Genomic DNA, 25302 nt, shown 5'->3' with positions numbered 1-25302 from the left:
CTTCGCGAGCAAGCCCGCTCCCACAGTTGATCTTCAGTGACCACAAAGGGTCGTTTCACGGCAGATACCTTGTGGGAGCGAGCCTGCTCGCAATAGCTGGCTGCCGGTTTCAATAGGCATACCGCAACATCCCGTTGGGCAGATGCCGCAGTGCGAAGAAACTGAACGCCGCCACCAGCGCCGGCAGAATCAACCACCAGATTTTCGCCGGCATGGCCGGTAGCGGGGTCTGGCGCTGGCTCAGCCACAGCATGGCCGCGCAGACACAGGCGGCGAGCATGGCGCCGGCGACGATGTCGCTTGGCCAATGGGCGCCGAGGTACACCCGCGACAAGGCAATGGCCAACGCCGGCAAACAGCCCAGCAACAGCCAGGTCAGGCGCAGGCGTGGCGGTTGCCCGCGACCGGCCAGCACGGCCAGGACCAGGAACAGGGCAAAGGCGCCGGAGGCATGACCGCTGGGCATGCTGTAGCTGGTCAGCGGTTCGCTCAGGACCTCCGGGCGTACACGGGCGAAAAAGTGCTTGGTGCCGGTATTGGCCAATGCGGTGAACAGCAGCGTGGCCCCGGCAAAGATTGCCTGGCGCCATTGGCGCGCGAGCAATAGCAACCCGGTCAGCAGGGCGCTGAAAATCAGCATGTAGTGGAATTCGCCGATCAGCGTGAAGGTCACGGCGATTTCGTCCAGTGTCGGGCTGCGATGTTCCTGGACCAGCGCCACCAGCCCCTGGTCGAACGCGGTGAGATAGCGAAAGCCGAGAAACAGCCCGATCAGGATCAGCAGGCCCAGGCTTGCGATCAGCGCTGCGGCATGTCGATGGCGCCGCAGGCTGCTGTTGACGCTCAGCCCGATCATCACCGCGATGCTGCCAATCACGACACCGGCCTGTGGCCAGAAACCTTCGGGCAACGGCAGACGGATCGCTGCGCCAGTGGCCCAGCCGGGCAGCAGATACGCCACGCTCCAGCCGGTGGCGGCCAGCAGGCTGACGGCGGCGAAGCGCGGGAAGGGCATGTCGAACATCCCGGCCACCATCGGCAACATCGGCCGCAACGGGCCGATGAAGCGCCCCACCAGCAGGCTGGCGATGCCGTAGCGCTGGAAATAGCTTTCTGCCGCGCTCATCCATTCTGGATGATGCCGCAGTCCCGGCAGGCGCCGGATGTTCTGGTGAAAATGTCTGCCCAGGAAATACGACACCAAGTCCCCCAGCAAACCGCCCAGCAGGCCCAGCAGCAAAGTCTCGCCCAGCGACAACGCTCCGCTGCCGGCCAGTACCGTGACCGCAAACAACAGCACCGTACCCGGCACGATCAACCCGGCGATGGCCAGGCACTCTACACACGCAACGATAAACACCGCCGCCGCCAGCCATTGTGGGTTGGCGGTCAGCCAGCCAGTGATGCTATCGAGCCATGGGCCCATAAAGACAACTCCATTTCCATTGAGCATTAAACGGCATGCATTTTTTACTGTGGGAGCGAGCCTGCTCGCGATAGCGGTGTGTCAGTCAACATCAATTCTACTGATCGGGCGCCATCGCGAGCAGGCTCGCTCCCACATGGGATCCGTTGTGAAAAGAAAACGGTGTTCAGGAAAGCAAAAAATAATCCCGCCCTTCGACCTGTCCGCGCCGCAGCGGGTTCCGCGTGCACCAGGGGGCGTAGGCCGCGTCGACGAAGCGGTAGAGCAGGTGTTCGTCGCGTCCCAGTGGGATGCCCAGGCGCGTGGTCTGGATCACATTGACCGTTGGCACGCCCACGTCTTCCACCAGCAGGCGTTCGGGGTCGAAGCGTTTGGCGTCCCACTGCGGCACTTTCAGCCCCAGGGCCTTGCACAATAAGGTCTGGCCGGCGCAAAGCTTTTGCGCCGGACGCGGGCGGCCCTGGGCGTCAGGGTTGTTGAGCAGCATCTGCGCCAGGCTCGCCGGGCCGGAAACAGGGTCGACCCACGGGTACGCCGATTTGATCAGCACCGCATTGCCGGGGCCTTGGGCGCTGAAATTCAGCGAATCGCCACCCCGGGCGTAATACATATAGATGTGGCCGCCATCCAGAAACAAAGCCTTACGTTTTTCCGTATAGCCCAGCGAAGCGTGGCTGCCCTTTTCAGCGAAGTAATACGCTTCGGTTTCGATGATTCGCGCGCTGAGCCACAGGTCACCGACCTTGTGGCGAATGACTTTACCCAACAGGTCCTGGGCGAGCACCTGCGCATCGCGATCAAAAAAATCATGGGGCAAGGCGTTTGGCTGTGGTGGCGAATCGGTCATGGCGTTAGACGAAGTGAGGCCAAAGGAAGCGCGATGATAGCAATGGGAAGCTTAATCAGCGCTGAACAGCGACAATTTGCGCAGGTTTTGCTCTTCCGCCGGTCACCACTGTGAGTCCACGCTGTTAGTCGAGGGATACGACAGCTATAATCTGCCGCTTTCCCCTTTGCCAAGACCACACAGACCATGACTGAGTCCGTTCTTGACTACATGACCCGCCTGGGTCGCGCCGCTCGCCAAGCGTCGCGCATCATCGGCCGTGCCAGCACCGCGCAGAAAAACCGCGCCCTGCAGGCCGCCGCCAATGCGCTGGACGCTGCGCGCGCCGAGTTGTCCGCCGCCAATGAGCTGGACCTGGCCGCTGGCCGGGCCAACGGCCTTGAGCCGGCCATGCTCGAACGCCTGGCGCTGACCCCGGCACGCATCGACGGCATGATCGTCGGTCTGCGCCAGGTCGCGGCGCTGCCGGACCCGGTCGGGGCGATCCGGGACATGAGCTATCGGCCGTCGGGTATCCAGGTCGGCAAGATGCGCGTGCCCCTGGGCGTGGTCGGGATCATCTACGAGTCGCGGCCGAACGTGACCATCGATGCTGCCAGCCTGTGCCTGAAGTCCGGCAACGCGACCATCCTGCGTGGTGGTTCCGAGGCCATTCATTCCAACCGCGCGATTGCCGCCTGCATCCAGCGCGGCCTGGCCGAAGCCGATCTGCCGGCGGCCGTGGTGCAAGTGGTGGAAACCACCGACCGCGCCGCGGTCGGCGCACTGATCAGCATGCCCGAGTTCGTCGACGTCATCGTGCCCCGTGGTGGCAAGGGTCTGATCGAACGGGTCAGCCGCGATGCCCGCGTGCCGGTGATCAAGCACCTGGACGGCATCTGCCACGTCTACGTCAGCGCCCACGCCGAACTGCCGAAAGCCCAGCGCATCGCCTTCAACGCCAAGACTTACCGTTATGGCATCTGCGGCGCGATGGAAACCCTGTTGGTGGACCAGGCCGTCGCCCAGGACTTCCTGCCAGCGATGGCCGCCCAGTTCCGCGAAAAAGGCGTCGAGCTGCGTGGTTGCCAGCGCACCCGGGCAATCATCGAGGCGGCAGAGGCCAGCGAAGAAGACTGGGACACCGAGTACCTGGCGCCGATTCTGGCGATCCGCGTGGTCGACGGGCTGGATGAAGCCATCGAGCACATCAATCGCCATGGCTCCCACCACACCGACTCCATCGTCAGCGAACACCAGGGCGAAACCCGGCGTTTCGTCGCCGAAGTGGACTCGGCGTCGGTGATGATCAACACCCCGACCTGTTTCGCCGACGGCTTCGAATACGGTTTGGGTGCCGAGATCGGCATTTCTACTGATAAGCTGCACGCCCGTGGCCCGGTGGGTCTCGAAGGCTTGACCTGCGAGAAGTACATCGTGGTCGGTGACGGCCAGTTGCGCGGACAGGAGCCGGTCTGACTTGGGCGATCTCGACCCGCCGGCCCTTGTGACGACGAGCAACCCGCCCCGGCGCATCGGCATCCTGGGCGGCACGTTCGACCCGGTGCACATCGGCCATTTGCGCGGTGCGTTGGAAGTCGCCGATGCCCTGGCCCTCGATGAGCTACGCCTGACGCCCAGCGCCAGGCCGCCTCATCGGGATACGCCGCAGGTTTCGGCCCAGGACCGTCTGGCGATGGTCGAGTGCGCGGTGGCCGGTGTGGCGCCGTTGGTGGTGGACGCCCGCGAATTGCTGCGGGACAAACCGTCCTACACCATTGATACCCTGGAGCTGATGCGCGCCGAACTGGCCGCCGATGCCCAGGTTTTTCTGCTTTTGGGCTGGGACGCATTTTGCGGCCTGCCCACTTGGCATCGCTGGGAAGAGTTGCTCCAGCATTGCCACATCCTGGTGTTGCAACGCCCGGATGCCGACAGCGAGCCGCCGGATGCCTTGCGCAACCTGCTGGCGGCCCGCTCGGTGAGCGACCCGCTGGCCCTGAAAGGGCCGAGCGGACAGATTGCATTCGTCTGGCAGACGCCGCTCGCGGTATCCGCCACCCAGATCCGTCAACTGCTGGCCAGCGGTAAGTCGGTACGTTTCCTGGTGCCCGACGCGGTCCTGGCCTACATCGATGCGCACGGGCTGTACCGTGCGTCGAACTGAAAAAGGGCGCGCTTCAAGGCACGTGAATGCGTGTAGCGAAGCGCCCGAACATACGAGCAAAACGAGTTTTATATGACTGACAAAGACGTAAACAAAGTAAAGCGCAAGGGCACGTTCAAGAGCGCCCCGCTTCCCGTAGAAGCTCATAGTGGCGTGGTACTGGCCGGCGAAGAGCTGGTCAAGGTTGCCGTGGCGGCCCTGGAAGACGTCAAGGCCCAGGACATCCAGGTGATCGACGTTCGCGAAAAGCAGAGCATCACGGACTACATGATCATCGCCACCGGTACCTCCAACCGCCAGATCGGCGCGATGCTGGACAAGGTTCGCGAAGCGGTCAAGGCCCAGGGCGTCAAGCCACTGGGTGAAGAAGGCAAGGGCGACAGCGATTGGGTGTTGCTGGATATGGATGACGTCATCGTGCACATGATGACCGCCTCGGCGCGCCAGTTCTATGACCTGGAGCGCCTGTGGGCCGGTGCCGAGCAGAGCCGTTCGGCCAGTGCCGCGCACCACAGCCCGGAAAACACCCATGAGCATTTCACCAAGCTCAACAAAGACCAGCAATAAGGGATCGCTGTGCGACTGCGCCTGATCGCCGTCGGTTCTCGCATGCCCAAGTGGGTGGAAGAAGGCTGGCATGAATATGCCAAGCGTCTTCCTTCCGAGCTGGCCCTGGAACTGGTGGAAATTCCGCTCAACACCCGCGGCAAGAACGCCGATGTGGCGCGCTTTATCCGTCAGGAAGGCGAAGCCATGCTGGCCAAGGTCGGGCCGAACGAGCGGATCGTCACGCTCGAAGTGCACGGCAAGCCTTGGAGTACCGAGCAGCTGGCGGTCGAACTCGATCGCTGGCGGCTGGACTCGCGCACGGTCAACTTCATGGTCGGTGGCCCGGAAGGGTTGGCGCCAGAAGTCTGTGCCCGGGCCGATCAACGCTGGTCGTTGTCGCCTTTGACGTTGCCGCACCCGCTGGTGCGGATTCTGATCGGCGAACAGTTGTATCGTGCCTGGACAGTCCTGTCCGGGCACCCTTACCACAAGTAATCCTGCCCTCATGCCTCAGCCGATCCGCATCAAGGACCACGAAAAAGACGCCCGCCTGGTGCGGGGTCGCGTCGTGTTTGGTGCAATTGCGGTCGTGGCGCTGATCGGTGTGCTGATCGCGCGCCTGTATTTCCTCCAGGTGATTCAGTACGAGTACCACTCGACCCTGTCGGAAAACAATCGTGTGCATGTGCAGCCGATTCCGCCGACTCGCGGGTTGATTTTCGACCGCAACGGCGTGGTGGTGGCCGATAACCGGCCCAGCTTCAGCCTGAGCATGACCCGTGAGCGGTCCGGGGATTGGCAGAAGGTGCTCGACGTGATCGTCGAAGTGCTGCAACTGACACCCGAGGACCGGGCGATTTTCGAGAAGCGCATGCGTCAGGGGCGGCGCCCGTTCGAGCCGGTGCCGATCCTGTTCGAGCTGACCGAAGAGCAGATAGCCCTGATCGCCGTGAACCAGTTCCGCCTGCCGGGCGTTGAGGTGGTGGCGCAATTGGTGCGTCATTATCCCCAGGGGGCGCACTTCGCCCACTCGGTTGGCTACATGGGGCGGATCAACGAAAAAGAGCTCAAGAGCCTCGATCCGGTCAATTACAGCGGCACCCACCACATCGGCAAAACGGGCATCGAACGCTTCTACGAGGCCGAGCTGCACGGTCAGGTGGGCTACGAGGAAGTCGAGACCAATGCCCGTGGCCGCGTGTTGCGTGTGCTCAAGCGCACCGACCCGATTCCCGGCAAGGACATCGTCCTGAGCCTGGACATCAAATTGCAGGAAGCCGCCGAAGCGGCGTTGGGTGGCCGTCGCGGCGCTGTCGTGGCGCTGGATCCGAACACCGGCGAGGTCCTGGCAATGGTCAGCCAGCCGAGTTTCGACCCGAACCTGTTCGTCACCGGCATCAGTTTCAAGGCCTATGCCGAGTTGCGCGACTCCATCGATCGGCCACTGTTCAATCGCGTGCTACGTGGTCTCTATCCACCGGGTTCGACCATCAAGCCGGCCGTGGCGATTGCCGGGCTGGACGCGGGCGTGATCACCGCTTCCAGCCGGGTCTACGACCCCGGCTATTACCAATTGCCGAACTACGACCACAAGTACCGCAACTGGAACCGCTCCGGCGACGGCTACGTGGATCTGGAAACGGCGATCATGCGGTCCAACGACACCTACTTCTATGACCTGGCCCACAAGCTGGGGATCGATCGGCTGGCGTCCTACATGGGCAAGTTCGGGCTCGGTCAGAAAGTCTCCCTGGATATGTTCGAAGAATCGCCGGGCCTGATGCCGTCCCGCGAGTGGAAGCGGGCGACCCGCCGCCAGCCGTGGTTCCCGGGTGAGACGCTGATCCTGGGAATCGGCCAGGGCTACATGCAGGCGACGCCGCTGCAACTGGCCCAGGCCACAGCCTTGGTGGCGAGCAAAGGCAAGTGGTATCGCCCGCACCTGGCCAAGACCATCGAAGGCCAGAAGCCCGTGGACCCCAACCCGGTGCCGGACATCATCCTGCGTAATCCGTCGGACTGGCAGAAGGTCAATATCGGCATGCAGCAGGTGATGCACGGCGCCCGGGGCACCGCGCGCAAGGCTGCCCTCGGTGCGCAATACCGGATTGCCGGCAAGAGTGGTACGGCCCAGGTGGTCGCGATCAAGCAGGGCGAGAAGTACGACCGCTCCAAGGTTCAGGAGCGTCACCGGGACCACGCTTTGTTCGTCGGTTTCGCGCCGGCCGAAAACCCGAAAATCGTCGTGTCGGTGATGGTCGAGAACGGCGAGTCCGGTTCCGGCGTCGCCGCGCCGGTGGTGCGCCAGATCATGGACGCCTGGCTGCTGGATGAACACGGCCAGCTCAAGCCCGAATTCGCAAGCCCCACCACCGCGGAGGCTACGGCCCGTGAAGAATAATTTCGACCGGATCCTCTCCAGCGAAGATGTGATGCGCCGTCGCGCCACCCTGTTGCAGCGCATGCACATCGATGGCCCCTTGTTGATCCTGTTGCTGACACTGGCCGCCGGCAGCCTGTTCGTGCTGTATTCGGCCAGCGGCAAGAACTGGGACCTGCTGGCCAAGCAGGCCACTTCATTCGGCATCGGCCTGGTATCGATGATTTTCATCGCCCAACTGGAGCCTCGGTTCATGGCGCGCTGGGTGCCACTGGCCTATGTGGGCGGCGTGGTCTTGTTGGTGATCGTGGACATCATGGGCCATAACGCCATGGGTGCGACACGCTGGATCAACATCCCCGGGGTGATCCGCTTCCAGCCTTCTGAGTTCCTGAAAATCATCATGCCGGCGACCATCGCCTGGTATTTGTCCAAGCGCACCTTGCCGCCACAGCTCAAACATGTGGGCATCAGCCTGCTGCTGATTGGGATTCCGTTCATCCTGATCGTGCGCCAGCCGGATCTCGGCACCTCATTGCTGATCCTGGCCGGCGGCGCCTTCGTGCTGTTCATGGGCGGATTGCGCTGGCGCTGGATTCTCAGTGTGATCGCTGCCGCGGTGCCGGTGTCCGTGGCCATGTGGTACTTCGTGATGCACGACTACCAGAAGCAGCGGGTCTTGACGTTCCTCGATCCGGAGAGCGATCCGCTGGGCACCGGCTGGAATATCATCCAGTCCAAGGCCGCCATCGGCTCCGGCGGCGTGTTCGGCAAAGGGTGGTTGCTGGGCACCCAGTCGCACCTGGATTTTCTGCCGGAAAGCCACACCGACTTCATCATCGCCGTGTTGGGCGAAGAGTTCGGTCTGGTGGGCATCTGCGTGCTGCTGCTGATCTACCTGTTGTTGATCGGCCGTGGCCTGGTGATTACGGCCCAGGCCCAGACATTGTTTGGCAAATTGCTCGCGGGCAGTCTGACCATGACGTTTTTTGTTTATGTTTTCGTCAATATCGGTATGGTCAGTGGCCTGTTGCCGGTCGTGGGGGTGCCGTTGCCATTCATTAGCTACGGAGGAACTTCGCTGGTGACGCTACTGTCAGCGTTTGGGGTTTTGATGTCGATCCATACCCATCGCAAGTGGATCGCGCAGGTTTGAATAAGGTGAAGCGTTCAATGCAAGCAATGCGTGGCTGGTCGACGCGATATGCGCCGTGGGTCGGCCTGGTCGGCCTCCTGGGCGGTGCGTCGCACGCCCTGGCCGGCGACTATGAAGGTTCGCCGCAAGTGGCCGAATTCGTCGGTGAAATGACCCGCGACTACGGTTTTGCCGGTGAACAGCTGATGGGGGTGTTCCGCGAGGCGCAGCGCAAGCAGTCGATTCTCGACGCGATCTCCCGACCCGCCGAGCGGGTCAAGCAGTGGAGCGAGTATCGGCCGATGTTCATCTCCGAGGCGCGTATCGCCCGGGGCGTGGACTTCTGGCGCCAGCACGAGGCTGTGCTGGCTCGCGCCGAGCAGGAGTATGGCGTGCCGGCCCAGGTCATCGTGTCTATCATTGGTGTCGAGACGTTTTTTGGTCGTAATACCGGGAATTTCCGGGTGGTCGATGCGCTGTCGACCCTGGGCTTCGATTATCCGCCGCGCGCCGAATTCTTCCGCAAGGAGTTGCGCGAGTTCCTGCTGCTGGCCCGCGAGGAACAGGTCGACCCGTTGACCCTCAAGGGTTCCTACGCCGGCGCCATGGGCTTGCCGCAGTTCATGCCCAGCAGCTTCCGGGCTTATGCGGTGGACTTCGACGGCGATGGCCACATCAATATCTGGACCAACCCGACCGACGCCATCGGCAGTGTTGCCAGCTATTTCAAGCGCCACGGCTGGGAGCCTGGCGAGCCGGTGGTCAGCCGTGCGGACGTGCGTGGCGACCAGGTAGACGAGGGCCTGACCACAGGCATCGAGCCGACGAAAACCGTCGGGGAGTTGCGGGCGCTGGGGTGGTCGAGTCATGATGCGCTGCGTGACGACATGCCAGTCACCGCGATTCGCCTGGAAGGCGAACAAGGCCCTGAGTACTGGATGGGCCTGAAGAATTTCTACGCGATTACGCGTTATAACCGCAGTGTGATGTACGCCATGGCCGTGCATCAGCTGTCTGAAGAGCTGGTCAAAGCACGGGGCGTCAAATAATGCGGGCATTGCCTACCTATCAACCCCTGAAAGCCGGACCCCTGAAACTGGTAGCGCTGGCGGCGCTGTCGTTGCTGGTTGTCAGTTGCTCCACCAGTCGCCCGCCGGCGCAGAAAACCTCCACTGCCGTGCGCGCCACACCGGGCCTGGACATCAACCGGGCCCATAAGGACGGCGCGCCGTGGTGGGATGTGGATGTTTCACGCATTCCCGATGCCACGCCAACCTTGCACACCGGCCCGTACAAGGCCAACCCCTACACGGTGCTGGGCAAGACATATTTCCCGATGGCCGAATCCAAGCGTTACGTCGCTTCGGGCACGGCGTCCTGGTATGGCACCAAGTTCCACGGCCAGAACACCGCCAATGGCGAGGTTTACGACCTGTATGGCATGAGCGCGGCCCACAAGACCTTGCCGCTGCCCAGTTATGTGCGGGTGACCAACCTGGACAACAACAAGGCCGTGATCCTGCGAGTCAATGACCGTGGGCCGTTCTATTCCGACCGCATCATCGACCTGTCGTACGCGGCGGCGAAAAAACTCGGTTACGCTGAATCCGGCACCGCACGGGTCAAGGTCGAAGGCATCGACCCGCAGGAATGGTGGGCCCAGCGAGGCCGTCCGGCGCCTTTGATGCTCAACGAGCCAAAAGTGGCGCAAAATGCCGCGCCGACCGTGACGGCTTCCACCGGTACGGTCGAGCAATGGTCCCCGCCGCCGCAGCAACATGCTGCGCCCGTGGTGCCCGTGCCGCTCGACGCAAAAAAAAACGCTTCTGCAACAGCGTCTGGCCAGTATCTGCAAGTCGGCGCGTTCGCCAACCCGGACGCTGCCGAACTGTTGAGAGCCAAGCTCAGTTCGATGGTCAGCGCGCCGGTGTTCATCAGCTCCATCGTGCGCAACCAGCAGACACTGCATCGGGTACGCCTGGGCCCGATCGGTTCGCCGGATGAAGTCCAGCAGGTGCAGAACAGTGTACGCCTGGCCAATCTCGGTTCGCCGAGCCTGGTCAGCGCGGAATGATTTGATTGAAGGCCCGCTAGTGGTTGGAGCGGGCCAGGTTGTTGGCTCTATGAATAACAAAAGCCCGGCAAGGGATGTGAGTGAGCAACTTAAATACGCGGCGACCCGTTAGAAGGTTGCCTGTTTAGTATTGCCCTTCGGGCAGTTTCCATTAGCGATTTCGAGAGACGGATGAACATCACCACCTTTGCCAAACGCCTTTGCCTGCTAGTCCCACTGCTGCTCTCACCTGCTGCGTTCGCGGTCGAGATGATGCCGGCTCCCCCTCAACTGGCCGCCAAATCCTTTGTGCTCATGGACGCCAGCAGCGGCGAGGTGCTGGTGGAGAACAATGGTGACCAGCGCCTGCCACCGGCCAGCCTGACCAAACTGATGACCGCCTACATCGCCACCCTGGAAATCCGTCGTGGCCAGATCGGTGAAAACGATCCGGTGACCGTCAGCGAAAACGCCTGGCGCACCGGCGGTTCGCGGATGTTCATCAAGGTCGGTTCGCAAGTGACCGTCAGCGACCTGCTGCACGGCATCATCATCCAGTCCGGCAACGACGCCAGTGTCGCCTTGGCCGAGCACATCGCCGGCAGCGAAGATGCGTTCGCCGACATGATGAACAAAACTTCCGCCGACCTGGGCCTGACCAACAGCCACTTCATGAACCCGACCGGCTTGCCGAACCCGGAGCATTACTCCTCGGCTCATGACATGGCGATCCTGGCGCGGGCGATCATTCACGAAGACCCGGCGCACTACGCCATCTACTCCCAGAAGGAATTCTTCTGGAACAACATCAAGCAGCCCAACCGCAACCTGCTGCTGTGGCGCGACAAGACCGTCGATGGCCTGAAGACCGGTCACACCGAAGAGGCTGGCTATTGCATGGTGTCTTCGGCCGTTCGTGACGGCATGCGCCTGATCGCCGTCGTTTTCGGCACCAACAGCGAAGTGGCCCGCGCCGCCGAAACCCAGAAGCTCTTGACCTACGGTTTCCGCTTCTTCGAAACCCAGACCTTCTACCAGAAGGGCACCGAGCTGGCTCAGGCCCAGGTGTGGAAAGGCACCACCAACCAGGTGAAGGCCGGTCTGGCCCAGGACCTGACCATGACCTTGCCTAAAGGTCAGCTCAAGAAACTGGTCGCCACCATGACCATGAATCCGCAAATGGTTGCGCCAATCGCCAAGGGCGACGTGATCGGCAAGGTGGAAGTCAAACTGGACGACAAAGTGGTGCACAGCGCCGACCTGATCGCGCTGGACGCGGTCGAGGAAGGTGGTATCTTCCGCCGCATGTGGGATAGCATCCGTCTATTCTTCTACGGCTTGTTCAACTGATTGAAGTGTTGACCTGCATGGCCCCGTTCCTTTCCGGTACGGGGCCATGTGCGTTATCACGGCTTACGAGGCCGTTACGCCATGACAGACTCAGAAGTAAAGGCGCCAAAGATCGAGTTTCCTTGCGAGGATTATCCGATCAAGGTAATTGGCGACACCGGTGTGGGTTTCAAGGACAAGATCATCGCGATTCTTGAAAAACACGCCACCGTTGATCACAAGACCCTGGCCGAACGCCAGAGTACCAACGGCAAGTACACAACGATTCAGTTGCACATCATTGCCACCGGTCAGGAGCAGCTGTACGACATCAACAGCGAGTTGCGAGCGACCGGGTTCGTGCACATGGTGTTGTGATGCCGGGCACGCTGGGCTTTCGCGAGCTGGGCCAGATGGCTTACGAGCCGGTCTGGCATGCCATGCAACGCTTCACCAACGACCGCGGCACCAGCGCCGGTGACGAAGTCTGGCTGGTGCAACACCCGTCGGTGTTCACCCAGGGCCAGGCCGGCAAGGCCGAACACCTGTTGCTGCCGGGGGATATCCCGGTGGTGAAGACCGACCGCGGTGGCCAGGTGACTTACCATGGCCCCGGACAGTTGGTGGCCTATTTGTTGCTGGACGTACGCAAGCTGGGGTTCGGCGTACGCGAACTGGTCACCCGCATGGAGACGTGCCTGATCGAACTGCTGGCCAGCTACGGCGTGACAGCGGCGGCCAAGCCGGATGCTCCGGGTGTCTACGTCGACGGGGCAAAAATCGCCTCCCTGGGTTTGCGGATCCGCCACGGTTGTTCGTTTCATGGCCTGGCGTTGAACGTGGACATGGACATGGAGCCGTTTCGACGGATTAATCCCTGTGGCTACGCGGGGCTGGCGATGACCCAGCTGTGCGATCACACAGGATCGATTGAATTTGCCGAGGTAAGTGCCCGGCTGCGCGCGCAGCTCGTCAAACACCTCGACTACGCTGAGCAGACGACCCTCACGGGCGGAATCGACTGATATGACTACTGATGCTGTGCAAACCATGATCCCGACGCTGGATGTTACTGAGCGTCCGGCCCCGCGTGCCAAGGTCGAGGCCGGCGTAAAGCTGCGCGGCGCCGAGAAAGTTGCACGCATCCCGGTCAAGATCATCCCGACCACCGAACTGCCGAAGAAACCCGACTGGATCCGCGTGCGCATCCCGGTTTCGCCGGAAGTCGACCGCATCAAGGCGCTGCTGCGCAAACACAAACTGCACAGCGTCTGTGAAGAAGCATCCTGCCCGAACCTGGGTGAATGCTTCTCCGGCGGCACCGCCACGTTCATGATCATGGGCGACATCTGCACCCGTCGCTGCCCGTTCTGTGACGTCGGTCATGGTCGGCCGAAGCCATTGGACGTGAACGAACCCGAAAGCCTGGCCATCGCCATTGCCGACCTCAAGCTCAAGTATGTAGTGATCACCTCGGTGGACCGCGACGACCTGCGCGACGGCGGTGCCCAGCACTTTGCCGACTGCATCCGCGAAATCCGCAAGCTGTCGCCGAATGTGCAGCTCGAGACTTTGGTGCCGGATTATCGCGGTCGCATGGACATCGCACTGCAAATCACCGCCGCCGAGCCGCCGGATGTCTTCAACCACAACCTGGAAACCGTACCGCGCCTGTACAAGGCTGCGCGTCCGGGTTCGGACTATCAGTGGTCGCTGACCCTGCTGCAGCGCTTCAAGCAGATGATGCCGCACATTCCGACCAAGTCTGGCTTGATGCTGGGCTTGGGTGAGACCGATGAGGAAGTTATCGAGGTCATGAAGCGTATGCGTGAGCATGACATTGACATGCTGACCCTGGGGCAGTACTTGCAGCCTTCGCGTAGTCACTTGCCGGTGCAGCGTTTTGTGCACCCGGATACCTTTGCGTGGTTTGCTGAGGAAGGGTACAAGATGGGGTTCAAGAACGTGGCTTCGGGGCCGTTGGTGCGGTCTTCGTATCATGCGGATGAGCAGGCTAAGTTGGTCAAGGCTGAGTTGCTCGGGTCCTGATTTAGCGGTTTTTGGTGGTGGATCGGTGTGAATATCCGTTGCTGCGGTAACGGCTACTTATGGTTCCGCTCTTACAGCGGGTCACTTTTGGAAGAGCCGGATGCCGGGCCAGCCAAAAGTAACCAAAAGCGCTCTGCCCCACCACTCGGTGCCTCGCCTAGGCTCGGCATGCCTTCACTCCGGCATTGGTTCGTGGGCCGCCGCGAAGGGCCATCCATGGCCCAGCGCGGCTAACCCGGCATCCATGCCGGGTTGCCCACGAACCAATGCCTGCGTTCAGCCAGCGTGGTTAACGGGGCGCCCAAGATCAAAATCAAGAGCGAGGCGGCCTGACAGCCGGCCTGGTTTGGGGGTATCGAGTTTCCCCTGTGGGAGCGGGCTTGCTCGCGAAAGCGGAGGGTCAGTTTGTGATGATGTTGGCTGTGCCGACGCCTTCGCGAGCAAGCCCGCTCCCACAAGTTTTTTGTGTCGTGTGCAGATGCTGTGAACACCCGAAACACCCTGTGGGAGCGAGCTTGCCCACGAAAGCGGTGTATCAGTTTGTGATGATGTTGGCTGTGCTGTCGCCTTCGCGAGCAAGCCCGCTCCCACAGGTTTTTGCACCTGCCCAGATATTGTGAACACCGCAAAGCCTTGTGGGAGCGGGCTTGCTCGCGAAGGCGGTGGTTCAGTTACATAGATGCTGGACTTGTCGCGCTTTTGCTTTGCTTTGCTTTGCTTTGCTTTGCTTTGCTTTTGATCTTGATCTTGGCGCCCCGTTAAACCACGCTGGCCGAACGCAGGCATTGCGCAGTGGGTATCCCGGCATGGATGCCGGGATAGCCGCGCTGGGCCATGGATGGCCCTTCGCGGCGGGCCCACGGAGTAATGCCGGAGTGAGGGCATGCCGAGCCTAGGCGAGGCACCGAGTGGTGGGGCAAGAGCGTTTTGGTTACTTTTGCGCTTTTCAAAAGTAACCCGCTGTAAGAGCGGAACCATAAGTAGCCGTTACACAAAAAACGGATATACACGCATAACAAGCCGACAAAGCGGGAAACCATGGACCTAACCCCACATCACCCCGTCCCAGCACTCCCATCCCAGGGCTTGATCGCCGTGATCGCCCCCGCCGGTCCCGCCCCCCTGGACACGGAAAAAGCCATCCAATGGATGCGCACCCGAGGCCATGACCTGCGGATCTTCCCCGGAGTCTACGAAAAGAACGGCTACCTGGCCGGCAGCGACGAGACACGCCTCAACGACCTGCACGCCGCCTTCGCCGACCCAGAAGTAAAAACGATCATCTGCCTGCGCGGTGGCTACGGCACACCGCGCCTGCTGGACCGTATCGACTTCGAACTCCTGAGACGCAACCCCAAGCCCTTCGTCGGCTACAGCGACATCACCGCCCTACACCTGGCCATCAGCCGTTACGCAGGCTTCGTCACCTTCCACGGCCCGCTGCTCAACGCCGATCTTCTGGGCGACAAGGATCCATCAACCGTCACGTCTTTTTTCAGCCTGCTGCGTGGGCAGTTGAAGGCCGGCAGTGTACTGAGCCATCCCGCGGCGTATCCGTTGACCACCGTTGCACCCGGCATCGCCTGCGGGCGTTTGCTGGGGGGGAATCTGTCGATGATTGCCGCGACCATGGCCACGCCCTACGAAATCGAGGCCGAAGGCGTGATCCTGCTGGTTGAAGACATCAACGAGCCGCTTTATCGCATTGACCGCCTGCTGACCCAGTTACGGCTGGCCGGCACCCTGGCAAAGCTGCGGGGTGTATTGGTGGGGGATATCGCTGGGGTGGACGTTGAGGCGTTGAACAAACTGTTCAAGCAGACCTTCGAGCCGTTTGGCATCCCGGTACTGTCCGGCTGGCGCAGTGGGCATTGCGATCCGAACCTGACGTTGCCCATGGGCGCGCTGGTGACGCTGGATGCGGGGGAGAAGAGGTTGGTGCTGGAGCAGGATGTGGTGGTCAGCCGCTAGTTGTGTGTTGTTGGGTAGTCAGTCTTCGCGAGCAAGCCCGCTCCCACAGTGCGACCGTATTCTTCTGAAGGAACGCGGTCACTCTGTGGGAGCGGGCTTGCTCGCGAAAGCGGTAGTCGCCATAAGGCAATCTAGCGGTTACGCAACCCTTCCAGCAGCTTGTGCGTCGGATACCCATCCGCTGGCCAGCCGAACGACTGCTGGGCGCTGCGTATGGCCTTGCGGGTGTTGGCGCCGATGATGCCGTCGGGCGTGCCTGCGTCGAAGTTGTGTTTGCCCAGCAAGGTCTGCAGTTCGAAGCGCTCGCTACGGCTCAAGGGCAGATCGTCCTTTGGCCATTGCCCGTTGATCAGCCCCGCGCCCGCGAAGCGCTCTGACAGCAGGCTGACCGCCAAGGCGTACGACGAGGAATTGTTGTACTTGAGGATGGCGCGGAAGTTGTCGAGCACCAGGAAAGCCGGCCCGCGGTAGCCGGCCGGCAGCAGCAGGGCCGCCGACAAGTGTTCGGCACCGGCTGGGACCTGGCTGCCGTTGGGCAGGCTGACGCCCAGTTGCAGCCATTCGGAGACGGGTTTGCGGATCGCGCCATCGGCCAGCGGGTAGTCGAACCCTTCTTTGAGCTGTACCTCGAAGCCCCACGGCTGCCCGCGCTGCCAGCCAGAGCTTTGCAGGTAGTGCGCGGTCGAGGCCAGGGCATCGGTAGCGCTGCCCCAGATATCGCGGCGGCCGTCACCATCGAAGTCCACCGCATGGGTGTTGTACGTGGTGGGAATAAACTGGGTCTGGCCCATGGCGCCGGCCCAGGAACCCAGCATTTTTTCCGGTGCGATGTCACCCTGCTGCAGGATCTGCAGCGCGGCGATCAGTTGCGCATGGGCAAACCCCGGGCGTCGCCCTTCGTAGGCCAGGGTCGCCAGGGAGTTGATCACCGACTTGGTGCCCTGGAACTGACCGAAGTTGCTTTCCATACCCCATACCGACACCAGGAACTGCCGATCCACGCCATAGCGCTGCTCGATGCTTTGCAGAATGTCGGCATGCTGTTGGACCAGCGTCTGGCCCCGGCGTACTCGCAGTGGCGACAGGGCACCATCGAGGTATTCCCACACCGGACGGCTGAATTCGGGCTGGCTGCGGTCGGCCTTGATGACGCTCATGTCCGGGCTGACGCCGATGAAGGCGCGATCAAACAGGTCGGCACGGATCCCGGCGGCCAAGGCTTGCTTGCGAAAACCGGCTTGCCATTCGGCGAAAGTTTGCGTGGGTGCGATGACCAGATTGTCACCGGTCGGAACCACCGGCGGTACGATGGCCGGAGCAGGCACGGCTGGGACGGTCTTGAGCGGTTGGGCGTCGGCGGCGGTAGGTTTTTCTGCGCAGGCGACAAGCAGAACGACGCTTGTGGCTGCAATCAATTGGCGCAGGGGCCAACGACGGGAAAGACAAAAGGGCATGCACGGGTCCAGATAAACAAATCAGATGCTGACCTTATCATGCGCAAAGGAGAATAGGGCTGGTCCGGATGTTTCAAGCCGCCACAAAGCAAGAAGCCTCCCAGTTGTCAGACTGGAAGGCTTCGCGGCGGTAGCTGCCTTTGCCCTTGGCGGGTCGTTCCTGGCGGCTGCGGAACAGGGGCTGGGCGATGATGGATTTGGCCTTGTTGGGGCCATGCTTGGATGGCTTTTTGCTCATGATGGTTCTCTCGTGGGTGGGTTTTACGGGGCAAATCATGGGGCAGAGTTGGGGGGCTGTCTATAGGGTAAATGGAGGTGATATTTGTAGGATCAAGGGCGAAAAAGCTCGCAGCCTTCGGCAGCTCCTACAATGAAGTGCATACCTCTGTAGGAGCTGCCGAAGGCTGCGAGCTTTTATTCTGCTGGCAGAGTCAGCCGCTGACCGGCCATCAACAGCGACAAACGGCTCAGGCTCATCCACGGCGACCCCGCCGCTTGACCTTTGATCTGCGCATCGATGCGCTGGGCTTCGAGCAGCAGTTGCGCCCAGCGCGGTGCCGAATAGCGTTGCAGGGCTTTGCTCATCAGCGGCTTGCGCTTGTCCCACACAGGCGGTCGGGCCTGGCTGAAAGCCTTGTCCAGCGGCACGCCCTGGCTGTATTGCAGCGACAGGTTAGCCAGCAGGCGCAACTCCCGGGCCAGGGCCCAGAGGATCACCGGAGGCTCGACGCCTTCGCCCCGCAGGCCTTCGAGCATGCGCAGGGCGTGGGCGGCTTCACCGTTGAGGATCGCATCGGTCAGCCCGAACACATCGAAACGCGCACTGTCGGCCACGGCGGCCTGTACCGTTTCCACGGTGATCTGCCCGCCCTCGGCCATCAGCTTGAGCTTTTCGATTTCCTGAGCGGCGGCCAGCAGGTTGCCTTCGACCCGGGCGGCGATCAACTCCACCGCGTCCTGGCTGGCTGAGAGGCCGGCCTGGGACAGGCGCTGGCGGATCCAGCTGGGCAACTGGCTGACGTCCACCGGCCAGATCTGTACGAACTGGGTCTGCTGACCTTCGACCAGGGCCTTGCCCCATTTGGTTTTCTGCGCGCTGCCGTCGAGTTTTGGCAGGCTGATGAGCAACACCGTGTCTTCGGCCGGCCGTGAGCAATATTCGATCAGCGCGGCGGCGCCCTTGTCACCGGGTTTGCCAGACGGCAAGCGCAGCTCCAGCAGACGCTTTTGCGCGAACAGCGACATGCTCGCACCAGCCTGCAACAGCGTGCCCCAGTCGAAACTGGCGTCGGCGGCGAACACCTGGCGTTCGTCGAAGCCTTGCTGGCGGGCGGCAGAGCGAATGGCGTCGGCGGCTTCCTGGCACAGCAGCGGATCATCGCCACTGATGATGTAGACCGGCGCGAGGGCGCCTTGCAGGTGTTTGCCGAGTTGGGCGGGAGCGAGCTTCATAAGAGAAGGCGAGCGGGGCGCCGGAGCGCCTCGCAAGGCTTATTCAGACGGGATTTGCATCGGCGACTGTTGCGGGGTTTCCGCCTCAGCCTTGCGCGCCGCTTCCAGTGCCTCGGCTTCTGCCTTGGCGCGGGCGTCGGCGGTCTGCTGCAACTGGTCCAGTTGGGCCGGGCTCAGTTGTTGCAGGCGCAGCATCATGCGTTGCACGAGGTCGCGACGCATTTCGTCACGTGCTTCGCTCGACTCCTGGTCGGAACCGGTGATGTTGTTGCCATCGTGCAGGTAGACCTTCTGCACTTGCAGTTTGTCGTCCAGCAACACCAGGTTGTTCTGGCCGCGGATCTCATAGCTCAGGACGTTGTTGAGTTCGTATTCGGCCGAGCGACCGGCACCGGCGTAACTCAGGCTGCGCTGGCTTTGCTGTTCGCTGGTCAGCACCAGTTTGTACGGCGCGCCGTTGTAGATCTTCACGCCGCTGTTCTCCAGCGTGTCACGCAGCATCTTCACGGTCTCGCCATAAGCGTCCCGGGCGCTGAGGTCCAGCTCCGTGATGGCCAGTTCGGTGGTGCCGGTGCCGCGCAGCTGGAAGCCGCAGGCGCTCAACAGGACCGCCAGGCCCATTACCAGCAGATTACGTTTGATCATCTTGTTGCTCCCCTTGAAACCCTATGGCTCGACAGTGCGGCCCCGCAGGTTATATTCGGCGCCCGGCCCAAGCCGGCGCCCGATCCAATTAGCTTGCGACGATGTTGACCAGTTTGCCGGGCACGACGATCACTTTGCGGATCGTCAGGCCATCGACGAAGCGCAACACGTTTTCATTGGCCCGTGCGGCGGCTTCGATTTCTTCGCGAGTGGCGGCGGCCGGCATTTCGATCTGGCCACGCAGCTTGCCGTTGACCTGGATGACCAGGGTCAGGCTGTCCTGCACCAGCGCGGTTTCGTCCACCACCGGCCAGCCGGCGTCAATCACCGGGTCAGCGTGGCCCAGGCGATTCCACAGCTCGTGGCTGATGTGCGGCGTGATCGGAGCCAGCAGCAGCGTCACGGCTTCCAGACCTTCGTGAATCAGTGCGCGATCCTGTTCGGTGCCTTGCGCGGCCTTTTCCAGGACATTCATCAGCGTCATCACCTGGGCGATGGCGGTGTTGAATTTGTGGTTCTGGCCGACGTCATGGCTGGCCTGCTTGATGGCCAGGTGGATCGAACGGCGAACGGCTTTCTGCTCGTCGTTCAGGCCGGCGACGTCCAGTTTGCCCGGCAGGCCCTGAGTGACGTGGGCTTGAGCCAGGCGCCAGACGCGCTTGAGGAAGCGGTGCGAACCCTCGACGCCGGAGTCGGACCATTCCGCGCTCATGTCGGGTGGCGAGGCGAACATCATGAACAGGCGGCAGGTGTCGGCGCCGAACTGGTCGATCATCGACTGCGGGTCAACGCCGTTGTTCTTCGACTTGGCCATCTTCTCGGTGCCGCCGATTTCCACCGGCAGGCCGTCTGCGATCAGTTTGGCGCTGATGACCTTGGCTTTGCTGTCGCGTTCGAGTTCGACGTCGGCCGGGTTGTACCAGGTGTAGGCACCGTTGGCTTCGCGACGATAGTACGTCTCGGCGATCACCATGCCTTGGGTCAGCAGGTTCTTGAACGGCTCGTTGGAGCTCACCAGGCCTTCGTCACGCATCAGCTTGTGGAAGAAGCGCGCGTAGAGCAGGTGGAGAATGGCGTGTTCGATGCCGCCGATATACTGATCCACCGGCAACCAGTGGTCAGCTGCGGATTTTTCCACCAGGCCGCCTTCATAGTGCGGCGAGGCGTAGCGGGCGTAGTACCACGAGGACTCGACGAACGTGTCCATGGTGTCGGTTTCACGCCGGGCCGGTGCGCCGCATTTCGGGCAGCTGCATTCGTAGAACTCGGGCATGCGTGCCAGGGGCGAGCCGGCGCCGTCGGGTACCACGTCTTCGGGCAGGACCACGGGCAGTTGATCTTCCGGCACCGGAACGTCACCGCAAGTATCGCAATGCACGATCGGAATCGGGCAGCCCCAGTAGCGCTGGCGGCTGATGCCCCAGTCGCGCAGGCGGAACTGGGTGCGGGAAGCACCGAGGTTCTTCTTGATCAGGGCCACTTCGATGGCGTCGAACGCGCCGGGGAAGTCCAGGCCGTCGAACTCGCCGGAGTTGATCAGTTCGCCGTGTTCGCCATAAGCGTCCTGCCATGGCGCTGGGGTCTGGTCGCCGGCGCTGGTACGCACCACGGCCTTGATCGGCAGGTTGTACTTGTGGGCGAACTCGAAATCGCGCTCATCGTGGGCCGGAACAGCCATGACGGCGCCGTCGCCGTAGTGCATCAGCACATAGTTGGCGACCCACACCGGGAGTTTTTCGCCGGTGAGCGGATGCTCGACGAACAGCGAGGTCGGCAGGCCTTTCTTCTCTTGAGTGGCGACATCGGCTTCAGCGACGCTGCCACCTTTGCATTCGGCGATGAACGCCTGCAGCTCGGGGTTGTTGCGGGCTGCCAGGGTCGCCAGCGGATGCTCGGCGGCCACGGCTACATAAGTGGCGCCCATCAGGGTATCCGGACGGGTGGTGAAGACCTTCAGGTTGCCCGCTTCGCCAATGGAGGCGACGTCGTAGGGGAACTGCACTTCCATGCCCCGGGACTTGCCGATCCAATTGCGCTGCATGGTCTTGACCTGTTCAGGCCAGCCGGTCAGCTCGTCGAGACTCTCCAGCAGTTCATCCGCGTAGGCGGTGATCTTGAAGTAGTACATCGGGATTTCGCGCTTTTCGATCAGCGCGCCGGAGCGCCAGCCGCGACCGTCGATCACCTGCTCGTTGGCCAGGACGGTCTGGTCCACCGGGTCCCAGTTCACGGTGCCGTTCTTGCGGTAGATCACGCCTTTTTCGAACAGGCGGGTGAACAGCCATTGTTCCCAGCGGTAGTAATCAGGCTTGCAGGTGGTGACCTCGCGGGACCAGTCCACCGCCAGGCCCAGGCTGCGCAGCTGGGTCTTCATGTAGGCGATGTTTTCGTAGGTCCACTTGGCGGGGGCCACGTTGTTCTTCATCGCGGCGTTTTCCGCCGGCATGCCGAAAGCGTCCCAACCCATGGGTTGCAGGACATTCTTGCCTTGCATGCGCTGGTAGCGGGAGATCACATCGCCGATGGTGTAGTTGCGCACATGCCCCATGTGTAGCTTGCCGCTGGGGTAAGGGAACATCGACAGGCAGTAGTAAGTCTCCTTGCCTGGCTGTTCACTGACTTCAAAGGACTTTTGCTCGTCCCAGAACGACTGGGCGGCGGCTTCGATTTCACGGGGCTGATAGTGTTCGTGCATGGCTACTTTTGTACTGAATGGGGTGGCCCAATCCTCTTCGTTGCCATGCTGGACGCAGACGACGCCTGATGCGGCGTTTTCGATGCCCAGCCGAGCTGGAAGTGGAGTTACAGGAAGCGCCGTAGCATACATGACCGTGCTCTGCCGAGGGAAACCCTGATTGCGTGCCGGGGCATTGTCGATACCCGGTGACGGCGGCTGTTCAGGGCCGTTGGTCGCGGCGCCCTGCCGGTTTGCCCAGCGAAGCTAAGCTTCTCAATGGGGAGTGAGTCTTATCTTCAATGAGGTGAGGGATGGTTGAATCACAACGAAAAGTAACTACACCTGAGTTGTACGAAAAACTGATCGATCGTCTCGGGATGGCCCTGGACGCTGCAAGAACCGCCGGTCGCTTGCGCGATGAACGCCCGGCAGAGCTGGAACTGCGTGGCTTGACGCCCGCAGAGTTCGAACTGGTCAAGGCTTACCTTGAGCAGGTCGGGCATCAAGCCCCCACAAGTGGGGCCCAGCTACTCAAGCGCCTCGATACACCCCGTTCGGCCAAGGTTGTATGGCTCAAGGATCGGACGCCCACCAGGGATGCTGTAAAAGTCCGGTCGCTGCAGTTCAAGTAAAGCCGGATTCACGCGTGTCGTTTTTTTTGATTCAAGGTTGTTTCGAATCTGTTGTCGCTTTGCGTCAACCCACCTAGGCTTCGGGCATCTATGGAGATGCCCGATGCCGTTTCGCTATTTCATCAAACAACTTTTATTGCCGCCCGGCATTCTTTTGCTGCTGTTGCTACTTGCCTGGTGGTGGCGCAACTCTCGGCCGCGCCTGGCTCGCCTGTGTTTCATTGCTGGGGTGGGCGGTTTCTGGCTGATGAGCTTGCCTGTGGTGGTGCAATGGAGCGCCAAGGCATTGGAGCGCGAGCCGCCGCTGCCTCGCAGCGAATGGGTGACATTGGCGCAACGTGCCGATGCCATCGTGGTACTCGGTTCTGGTCGTGATCGCGGTGACCTGGCCTGGGGCACCGACCAACCCACCGGCATCGGTCTGGAGCGCCAGCGGTATGCGGCGCGACTGGCCAAGGCATCGGGATTGCCGGTGCTGACCAGCGGCGGCTTGCATTATGGCTCCCCACCGAGTGAAGCGAAATTGATGGCCGATTCGATGCTCGATGATTTTGGTGTCACCGTGCGCTGGCAGGAAGGGCGCAGTCGCACGACCTGGGAAAACGCCCGGATGAGCGCCGAGATGTTGTTGCCGCAGGGCATCAGACGGATCGTGGTGGTGACCCATGCGTCGCACATGCCGCGGGCAGTGTGGAGTTTCGAGCGCTCGGGGTTTGAAGTGATTCCTGCACCGGTGGGCTTTCTGGGGCAGGACAATGCCCGCCCGCTGGGCGGCTGGATGCCGGAGTTCAAGTCGATCTGGCAATCGGGGCAGTTGATGAACGAGGCGGTGGGGCAGCTGGGGTATAGGTTGTTCTATCGTTGAGCGCTGTTGCTGCGAGGAAATTATCCCGCTGGAATGCGTCCGTAGGAGCTGTCGAGTGCAACGAGGCTGCGATCTTGCCCCAGACAATTGAGTCGCGAGCGAAGATCAAAAGATCGCAGCCTTCGGCAGCTCCTACCGGGTGTCACACGCCGGGTGTCAAACCGTCTTGGCCATCCGTCCCGCCATCAACGCCCAGCCCAGCAGCAACACGCACAAAATGATCAGCGGCCACGAGCGCCATTGCAGGTATGGCGTCAGCCCGTGCATCGGCACCACTTCGCCGTACAGGATGCCACGCTCGAATTGCGGGATCTGTGCGGTGATCTGGCCGAAGGGGTTGATCAGGCCAGTGACACCGTTGTTGGTGGAGCGAATCATCCAGCGACCGGCTTCCAGCGCCCGCATCTGGGCCATTTGCAGGTGTTGCAATGGGCCGATCGAGGTGCCGAACCAGGTGTCGTTACTGATGGTCAGCAGCAGGTCGCTGCGCGCCGAGAGGCCGGCGGCGAACTCCGGATAGACCACTTCATAACAAATGAACGGCGCGATCTGGTATCCCTTGGCTTGCAGCAACGGCTGGTCGGCCGGGCCACGGGCGAAATCCGACATGGGCAGGTCGAAGAACGCGATCAAACCACGCAGAATGTCCTGCAACGGCACGTATTCACCAAATGGCACGAGTTTTTGCTTCAGGTAAGTGCCGTCACCTTCGCCGGTCACGGTGATGCCGTTGAAATAACGCTTCTGTTGATGCACCACCTGGCGAATCGGCACGCCGGTAATCAGCGCCGAATTTCGCTCGGCGGCGAAGGTGCCCATCATGTCCAGGTAGCCCTGGGCGGATTCCTTGAGCACCGGCACGGCTGTTTCCGGCCAGATCAACAGGTCGACCCGTTTGGAGGCGAAACTCATGTCGCGGTACAACGCCAGTTGCGCGTTGAGCTGGTCCGGGTCCCACTTCATGCTTTGTTCGATGTTGCCCTGAATCGCCGCGACGCTCAGCGGATCACCCGAAGGGCTGGTCCAGGCATGGCCTTTGAGTGCCATGCCGGCGACCCATGGGCCGATCAGCAGGATCACGCCCGCTGCGATAAAGCTTTTGCGCCCGGTGCGGATCAACCGTGGCGCGTTGTACAGCAGCGCGGCGGTCAGGGCCAGGGTGAAGGACATCAGCCACATCCCGCCCAGCGGCGCGAGGCCGGCCAACGGGCCGTCAAGTTGGCTGTAACCGGAATACAGCCACGGGAAGCCGGTGAGGAACCAGCCGCGAAAGGCTTCCTGGCCCAGCCACAGGGCGGCGAAGGCCAAGGCGTCGGCCAGCGGGGCTTCGTTACGCCGCAACCACCGGGCCCAGAGCCAGGCGGGCAGGGCGAAAAACCAGGCAATGGCGGCGATGAACAGCAGCATCAAGAAACCGGCGAGCAGCACCGAGGCGCCGCCGAAGTTGTGAATGCTGACGTAGATCCAGCTGGTGCCGGCGCCAAACAGGCCGAAACCGAAACACCAGCCACGGCCGATGGCTTGACGCGGCGAAAGCTCGCGCAGGCCCGCATAGAACAGCCCGACCGCCAGCAGTGCCAGCGGCCAGATGTCGAACGGCGCCAAGGCCAGGGTGGTGATCGCGCCAGCCGCCATGGCCAGCAGGTTACCGGGCCAGCCGGGGCGGGTTATCCAGCGCATGTGTGTCCTTAG

General features: G+C 61.9%; 23 protein-coding genes. 15 read left to right on the top strand and 8 right to left on the bottom strand.

Annotation, left to right across the window (positions count from 1 at the left end):
- Positions 1–109: 109 nt before the first annotated feature.
- Positions 110–1426, bottom strand: a complete 1317-nt coding sequence (locus BMY45_RS03605) for a bifunctional DedA family/phosphatase PAP2 family protein (RefSeq protein WP_092394612.1) — start codon at positions 1424–1426, stop codon at positions 110–112.
- 166 nt (positions 1427–1592) lie between these two features.
- Positions 1593–2273 (bottom strand): DNA-3-methyladenine glycosylase, encoded by a 681-nt coding sequence (locus BMY45_RS03600; RefSeq protein ID WP_092394610.1) that lies wholly within the window; start codon positions 2271–2273, stop codon positions 1593–1595.
- Between the two features lie 186 nt (positions 2274–2459).
- On the opposite strand from BMY45_RS03600, the gene BMY45_RS03595 reads away from it, so the two are divergent.
- From BMY45_RS03595 to BMY45_RS03535, 13 genes are all read left to right on the top strand, one after another.
- Positions 2460–3731, top strand: a complete 1272-nt coding sequence (locus BMY45_RS03595) for a glutamate-5-semialdehyde dehydrogenase (RefSeq protein WP_092394607.1) — start codon at positions 2460–2462, stop codon at positions 3729–3731.
- A 1-nt stretch (position 3732) separates the two neighbouring features.
- Positions 3733–4419, top strand: a complete 687-nt coding sequence (gene nadD / locus BMY45_RS03590) for a nicotinate-nucleotide adenylyltransferase (protein ID WP_092394604.1) — start codon at positions 3733–3735, stop codon at positions 4417–4419.
- Between the two features lie 72 nt (positions 4420–4491).
- Complete coding sequence (gene rsfS / locus BMY45_RS03585; RefSeq protein WP_092394601.1) at positions 4492–4986, top strand: ribosome silencing factor; 495 nt, start codon at positions 4492–4494, stop codon at positions 4984–4986.
- A gap of 9 nt (positions 4987–4995) precedes the next feature.
- Complete coding sequence (gene rlmH / locus BMY45_RS03580; RefSeq protein ID WP_003185785.1) at positions 4996–5463, top strand: 23S rRNA (pseudouridine(1915)-N(3))-methyltransferase RlmH; 468 nt, start codon at positions 4996–4998, stop codon at positions 5461–5463.
- Between the two features lie 10 nt (positions 5464–5473).
- Positions 5474–7369 carry a penicillin-binding protein 2 gene (gene mrdA, locus BMY45_RS03575; protein WP_092394598.1) on the top strand — a complete coding sequence of 632 codons (1896 nt, stop codon included), beginning with the start codon at positions 5474–5476 and terminating at the stop codon, positions 7367–7369.
- Positions 7370–7400: 31 nt separating this feature from the next.
- Positions 7401–8504, top strand: a complete 1104-nt coding sequence (gene rodA, locus BMY45_RS03570) for a rod shape-determining protein RodA (protein WP_177193302.1) — start codon at positions 7401–7403, stop codon at positions 8502–8504.
- Positions 8505–8521: 17 nt separating this feature from the next.
- Positions 8522–9532: a lytic murein transglycosylase B gene (gene mltB / locus BMY45_RS03565; protein WP_092394593.1), complete on the top strand. Its 1011-nt coding sequence runs from the start codon at positions 8522–8524 to the stop codon at positions 9530–9532.
- Positions 9532–10557: a septal ring lytic transglycosylase RlpA family protein gene (locus BMY45_RS03560; RefSeq protein ID WP_092394590.1), complete on the top strand. Its 1026-nt coding sequence runs from the start codon at positions 9532–9534 to the stop codon at positions 10555–10557. Before mltB ends, BMY45_RS03560 begins: the two co-directional genes overlap by 1 nt.
- A 171-nt stretch (positions 10558–10728) precedes the next feature.
- Positions 10729–11886, top strand: a complete 1158-nt coding sequence (locus tag BMY45_RS03555) for a D-alanyl-D-alanine carboxypeptidase family protein (protein WP_092394587.1) — start codon at positions 10729–10731, stop codon at positions 11884–11886.
- An 81-nt stretch (positions 11887–11967) separates the two neighbouring features.
- On the top strand, positions 11968–12243 hold the full coding sequence (locus tag BMY45_RS03550; protein WP_047229495.1) for a DUF493 domain-containing protein: 276 nt from the start codon (positions 11968–11970) through the stop codon (positions 12241–12243).
- Positions 12243–12890 (top strand): lipoyl(octanoyl) transferase LipB, encoded by a 648-nt coding sequence (gene lipB / locus BMY45_RS03545; RefSeq protein WP_092394584.1) that lies wholly within the window; start codon positions 12243–12245, stop codon positions 12888–12890. Before BMY45_RS03550 ends, lipB begins: the two co-directional genes overlap by 1 nt.
- A 1-nt stretch (position 12891) precedes the next feature.
- Positions 12892–13914: a lipoyl synthase gene (gene lipA / locus BMY45_RS03540; RefSeq protein WP_047229497.1), complete on the top strand. Its 1023-nt coding sequence runs from the start codon at positions 12892–12894 to the stop codon at positions 13912–13914.
- Between the two features lie 1038 nt (positions 13915–14952).
- Complete coding sequence (locus tag BMY45_RS03535) at positions 14953–15885, top strand: S66 peptidase family protein (protein WP_092394581.1); 933 nt, start codon at positions 14953–14955, stop codon at positions 15883–15885.
- A gap of 131 nt (positions 15886–16016) precedes the next feature.
- Here the strand turns inward: BMY45_RS03535 and BMY45_RS03530 are convergent, their stop codons facing one another.
- The 5 genes from BMY45_RS03530 to leuS form a co-directional block, all read right to left on the bottom strand.
- Positions 16017–17339 (bottom strand): lytic murein transglycosylase, encoded by a 1323-nt coding sequence (locus BMY45_RS03530; protein ID WP_092394578.1) that lies wholly within the window; start codon positions 17337–17339, stop codon positions 16017–16019.
- Between the two features lie 73 nt (positions 17340–17412).
- A complete protein-coding gene (arfA, locus tag BMY45_RS03525) occupies positions 17413–17577 on the bottom strand; it encodes an alternative ribosome rescue factor ArfA (protein WP_047229500.1) in 165 nt (54 codons plus the stop codon).
- Between the two features lie 176 nt (positions 17578–17753).
- Complete coding sequence (gene holA / locus BMY45_RS03520; protein WP_092394575.1) at positions 17754–18791, bottom strand: DNA polymerase III subunit delta; 1038 nt, start codon at positions 18789–18791, stop codon at positions 17754–17756.
- A gap of 39 nt (positions 18792–18830) precedes the next feature.
- Positions 18831–19436 carry an LPS-assembly lipoprotein LptE gene (gene lptE, locus BMY45_RS03515; RefSeq protein ID WP_092394572.1) on the bottom strand — a complete coding sequence of 202 codons (606 nt, stop codon included), beginning with the start codon at positions 19434–19436 and terminating at the stop codon, positions 18831–18833.
- Positions 19437–19524: 88 nt separating this feature from the next.
- Positions 19525–22131, bottom strand: a complete 2607-nt coding sequence (gene leuS, locus BMY45_RS03510) for a leucine--tRNA ligase (RefSeq protein ID WP_092394569.1) — start codon at positions 22129–22131, stop codon at positions 19525–19527.
- A 293-nt stretch (positions 22132–22424) separates the two neighbouring features.
- On the opposite strand from leuS, the gene BMY45_RS03505 reads away from it, so the two are divergent.
- Positions 22425–22745: a hypothetical protein gene (locus tag BMY45_RS03505; protein WP_092394566.1), complete on the top strand. Its 321-nt coding sequence runs from the start codon at positions 22425–22427 to the stop codon at positions 22743–22745.
- Positions 22746–22848: 103 nt separating this feature from the next.
- Positions 22849–23610, top strand: a complete 762-nt coding sequence (locus BMY45_RS03500; protein WP_092394563.1) for a YdcF family protein — start codon at positions 22849–22851, stop codon at positions 23608–23610.
- 156 nt (positions 23611–23766) lie between these two features.
- On the opposite strand, the gene lnt is transcribed toward BMY45_RS03500, so the two are convergent.
- Entirely contained in the window at positions 23767–25290 is a 1524-nt protein-coding gene (gene lnt, locus BMY45_RS03495; RefSeq protein ID WP_092394560.1) for an apolipoprotein N-acyltransferase, read from the bottom strand.
- Positions 25291–25302 lie beyond the last annotated feature (12 nt).

This window comes from Pseudomonas sp. NFACC39-1 (assembly GCF_900110355.1).
Lineage (GTDB): Bacteria > Pseudomonadota > Gammaproteobacteria > Pseudomonadales > Pseudomonadaceae > Aquipseudomonas > Aquipseudomonas tehranensis.
Note: the sequence above shows the minus strand (reverse complement) of the source record. Positions and strands in the feature narration are given on the sequence as shown.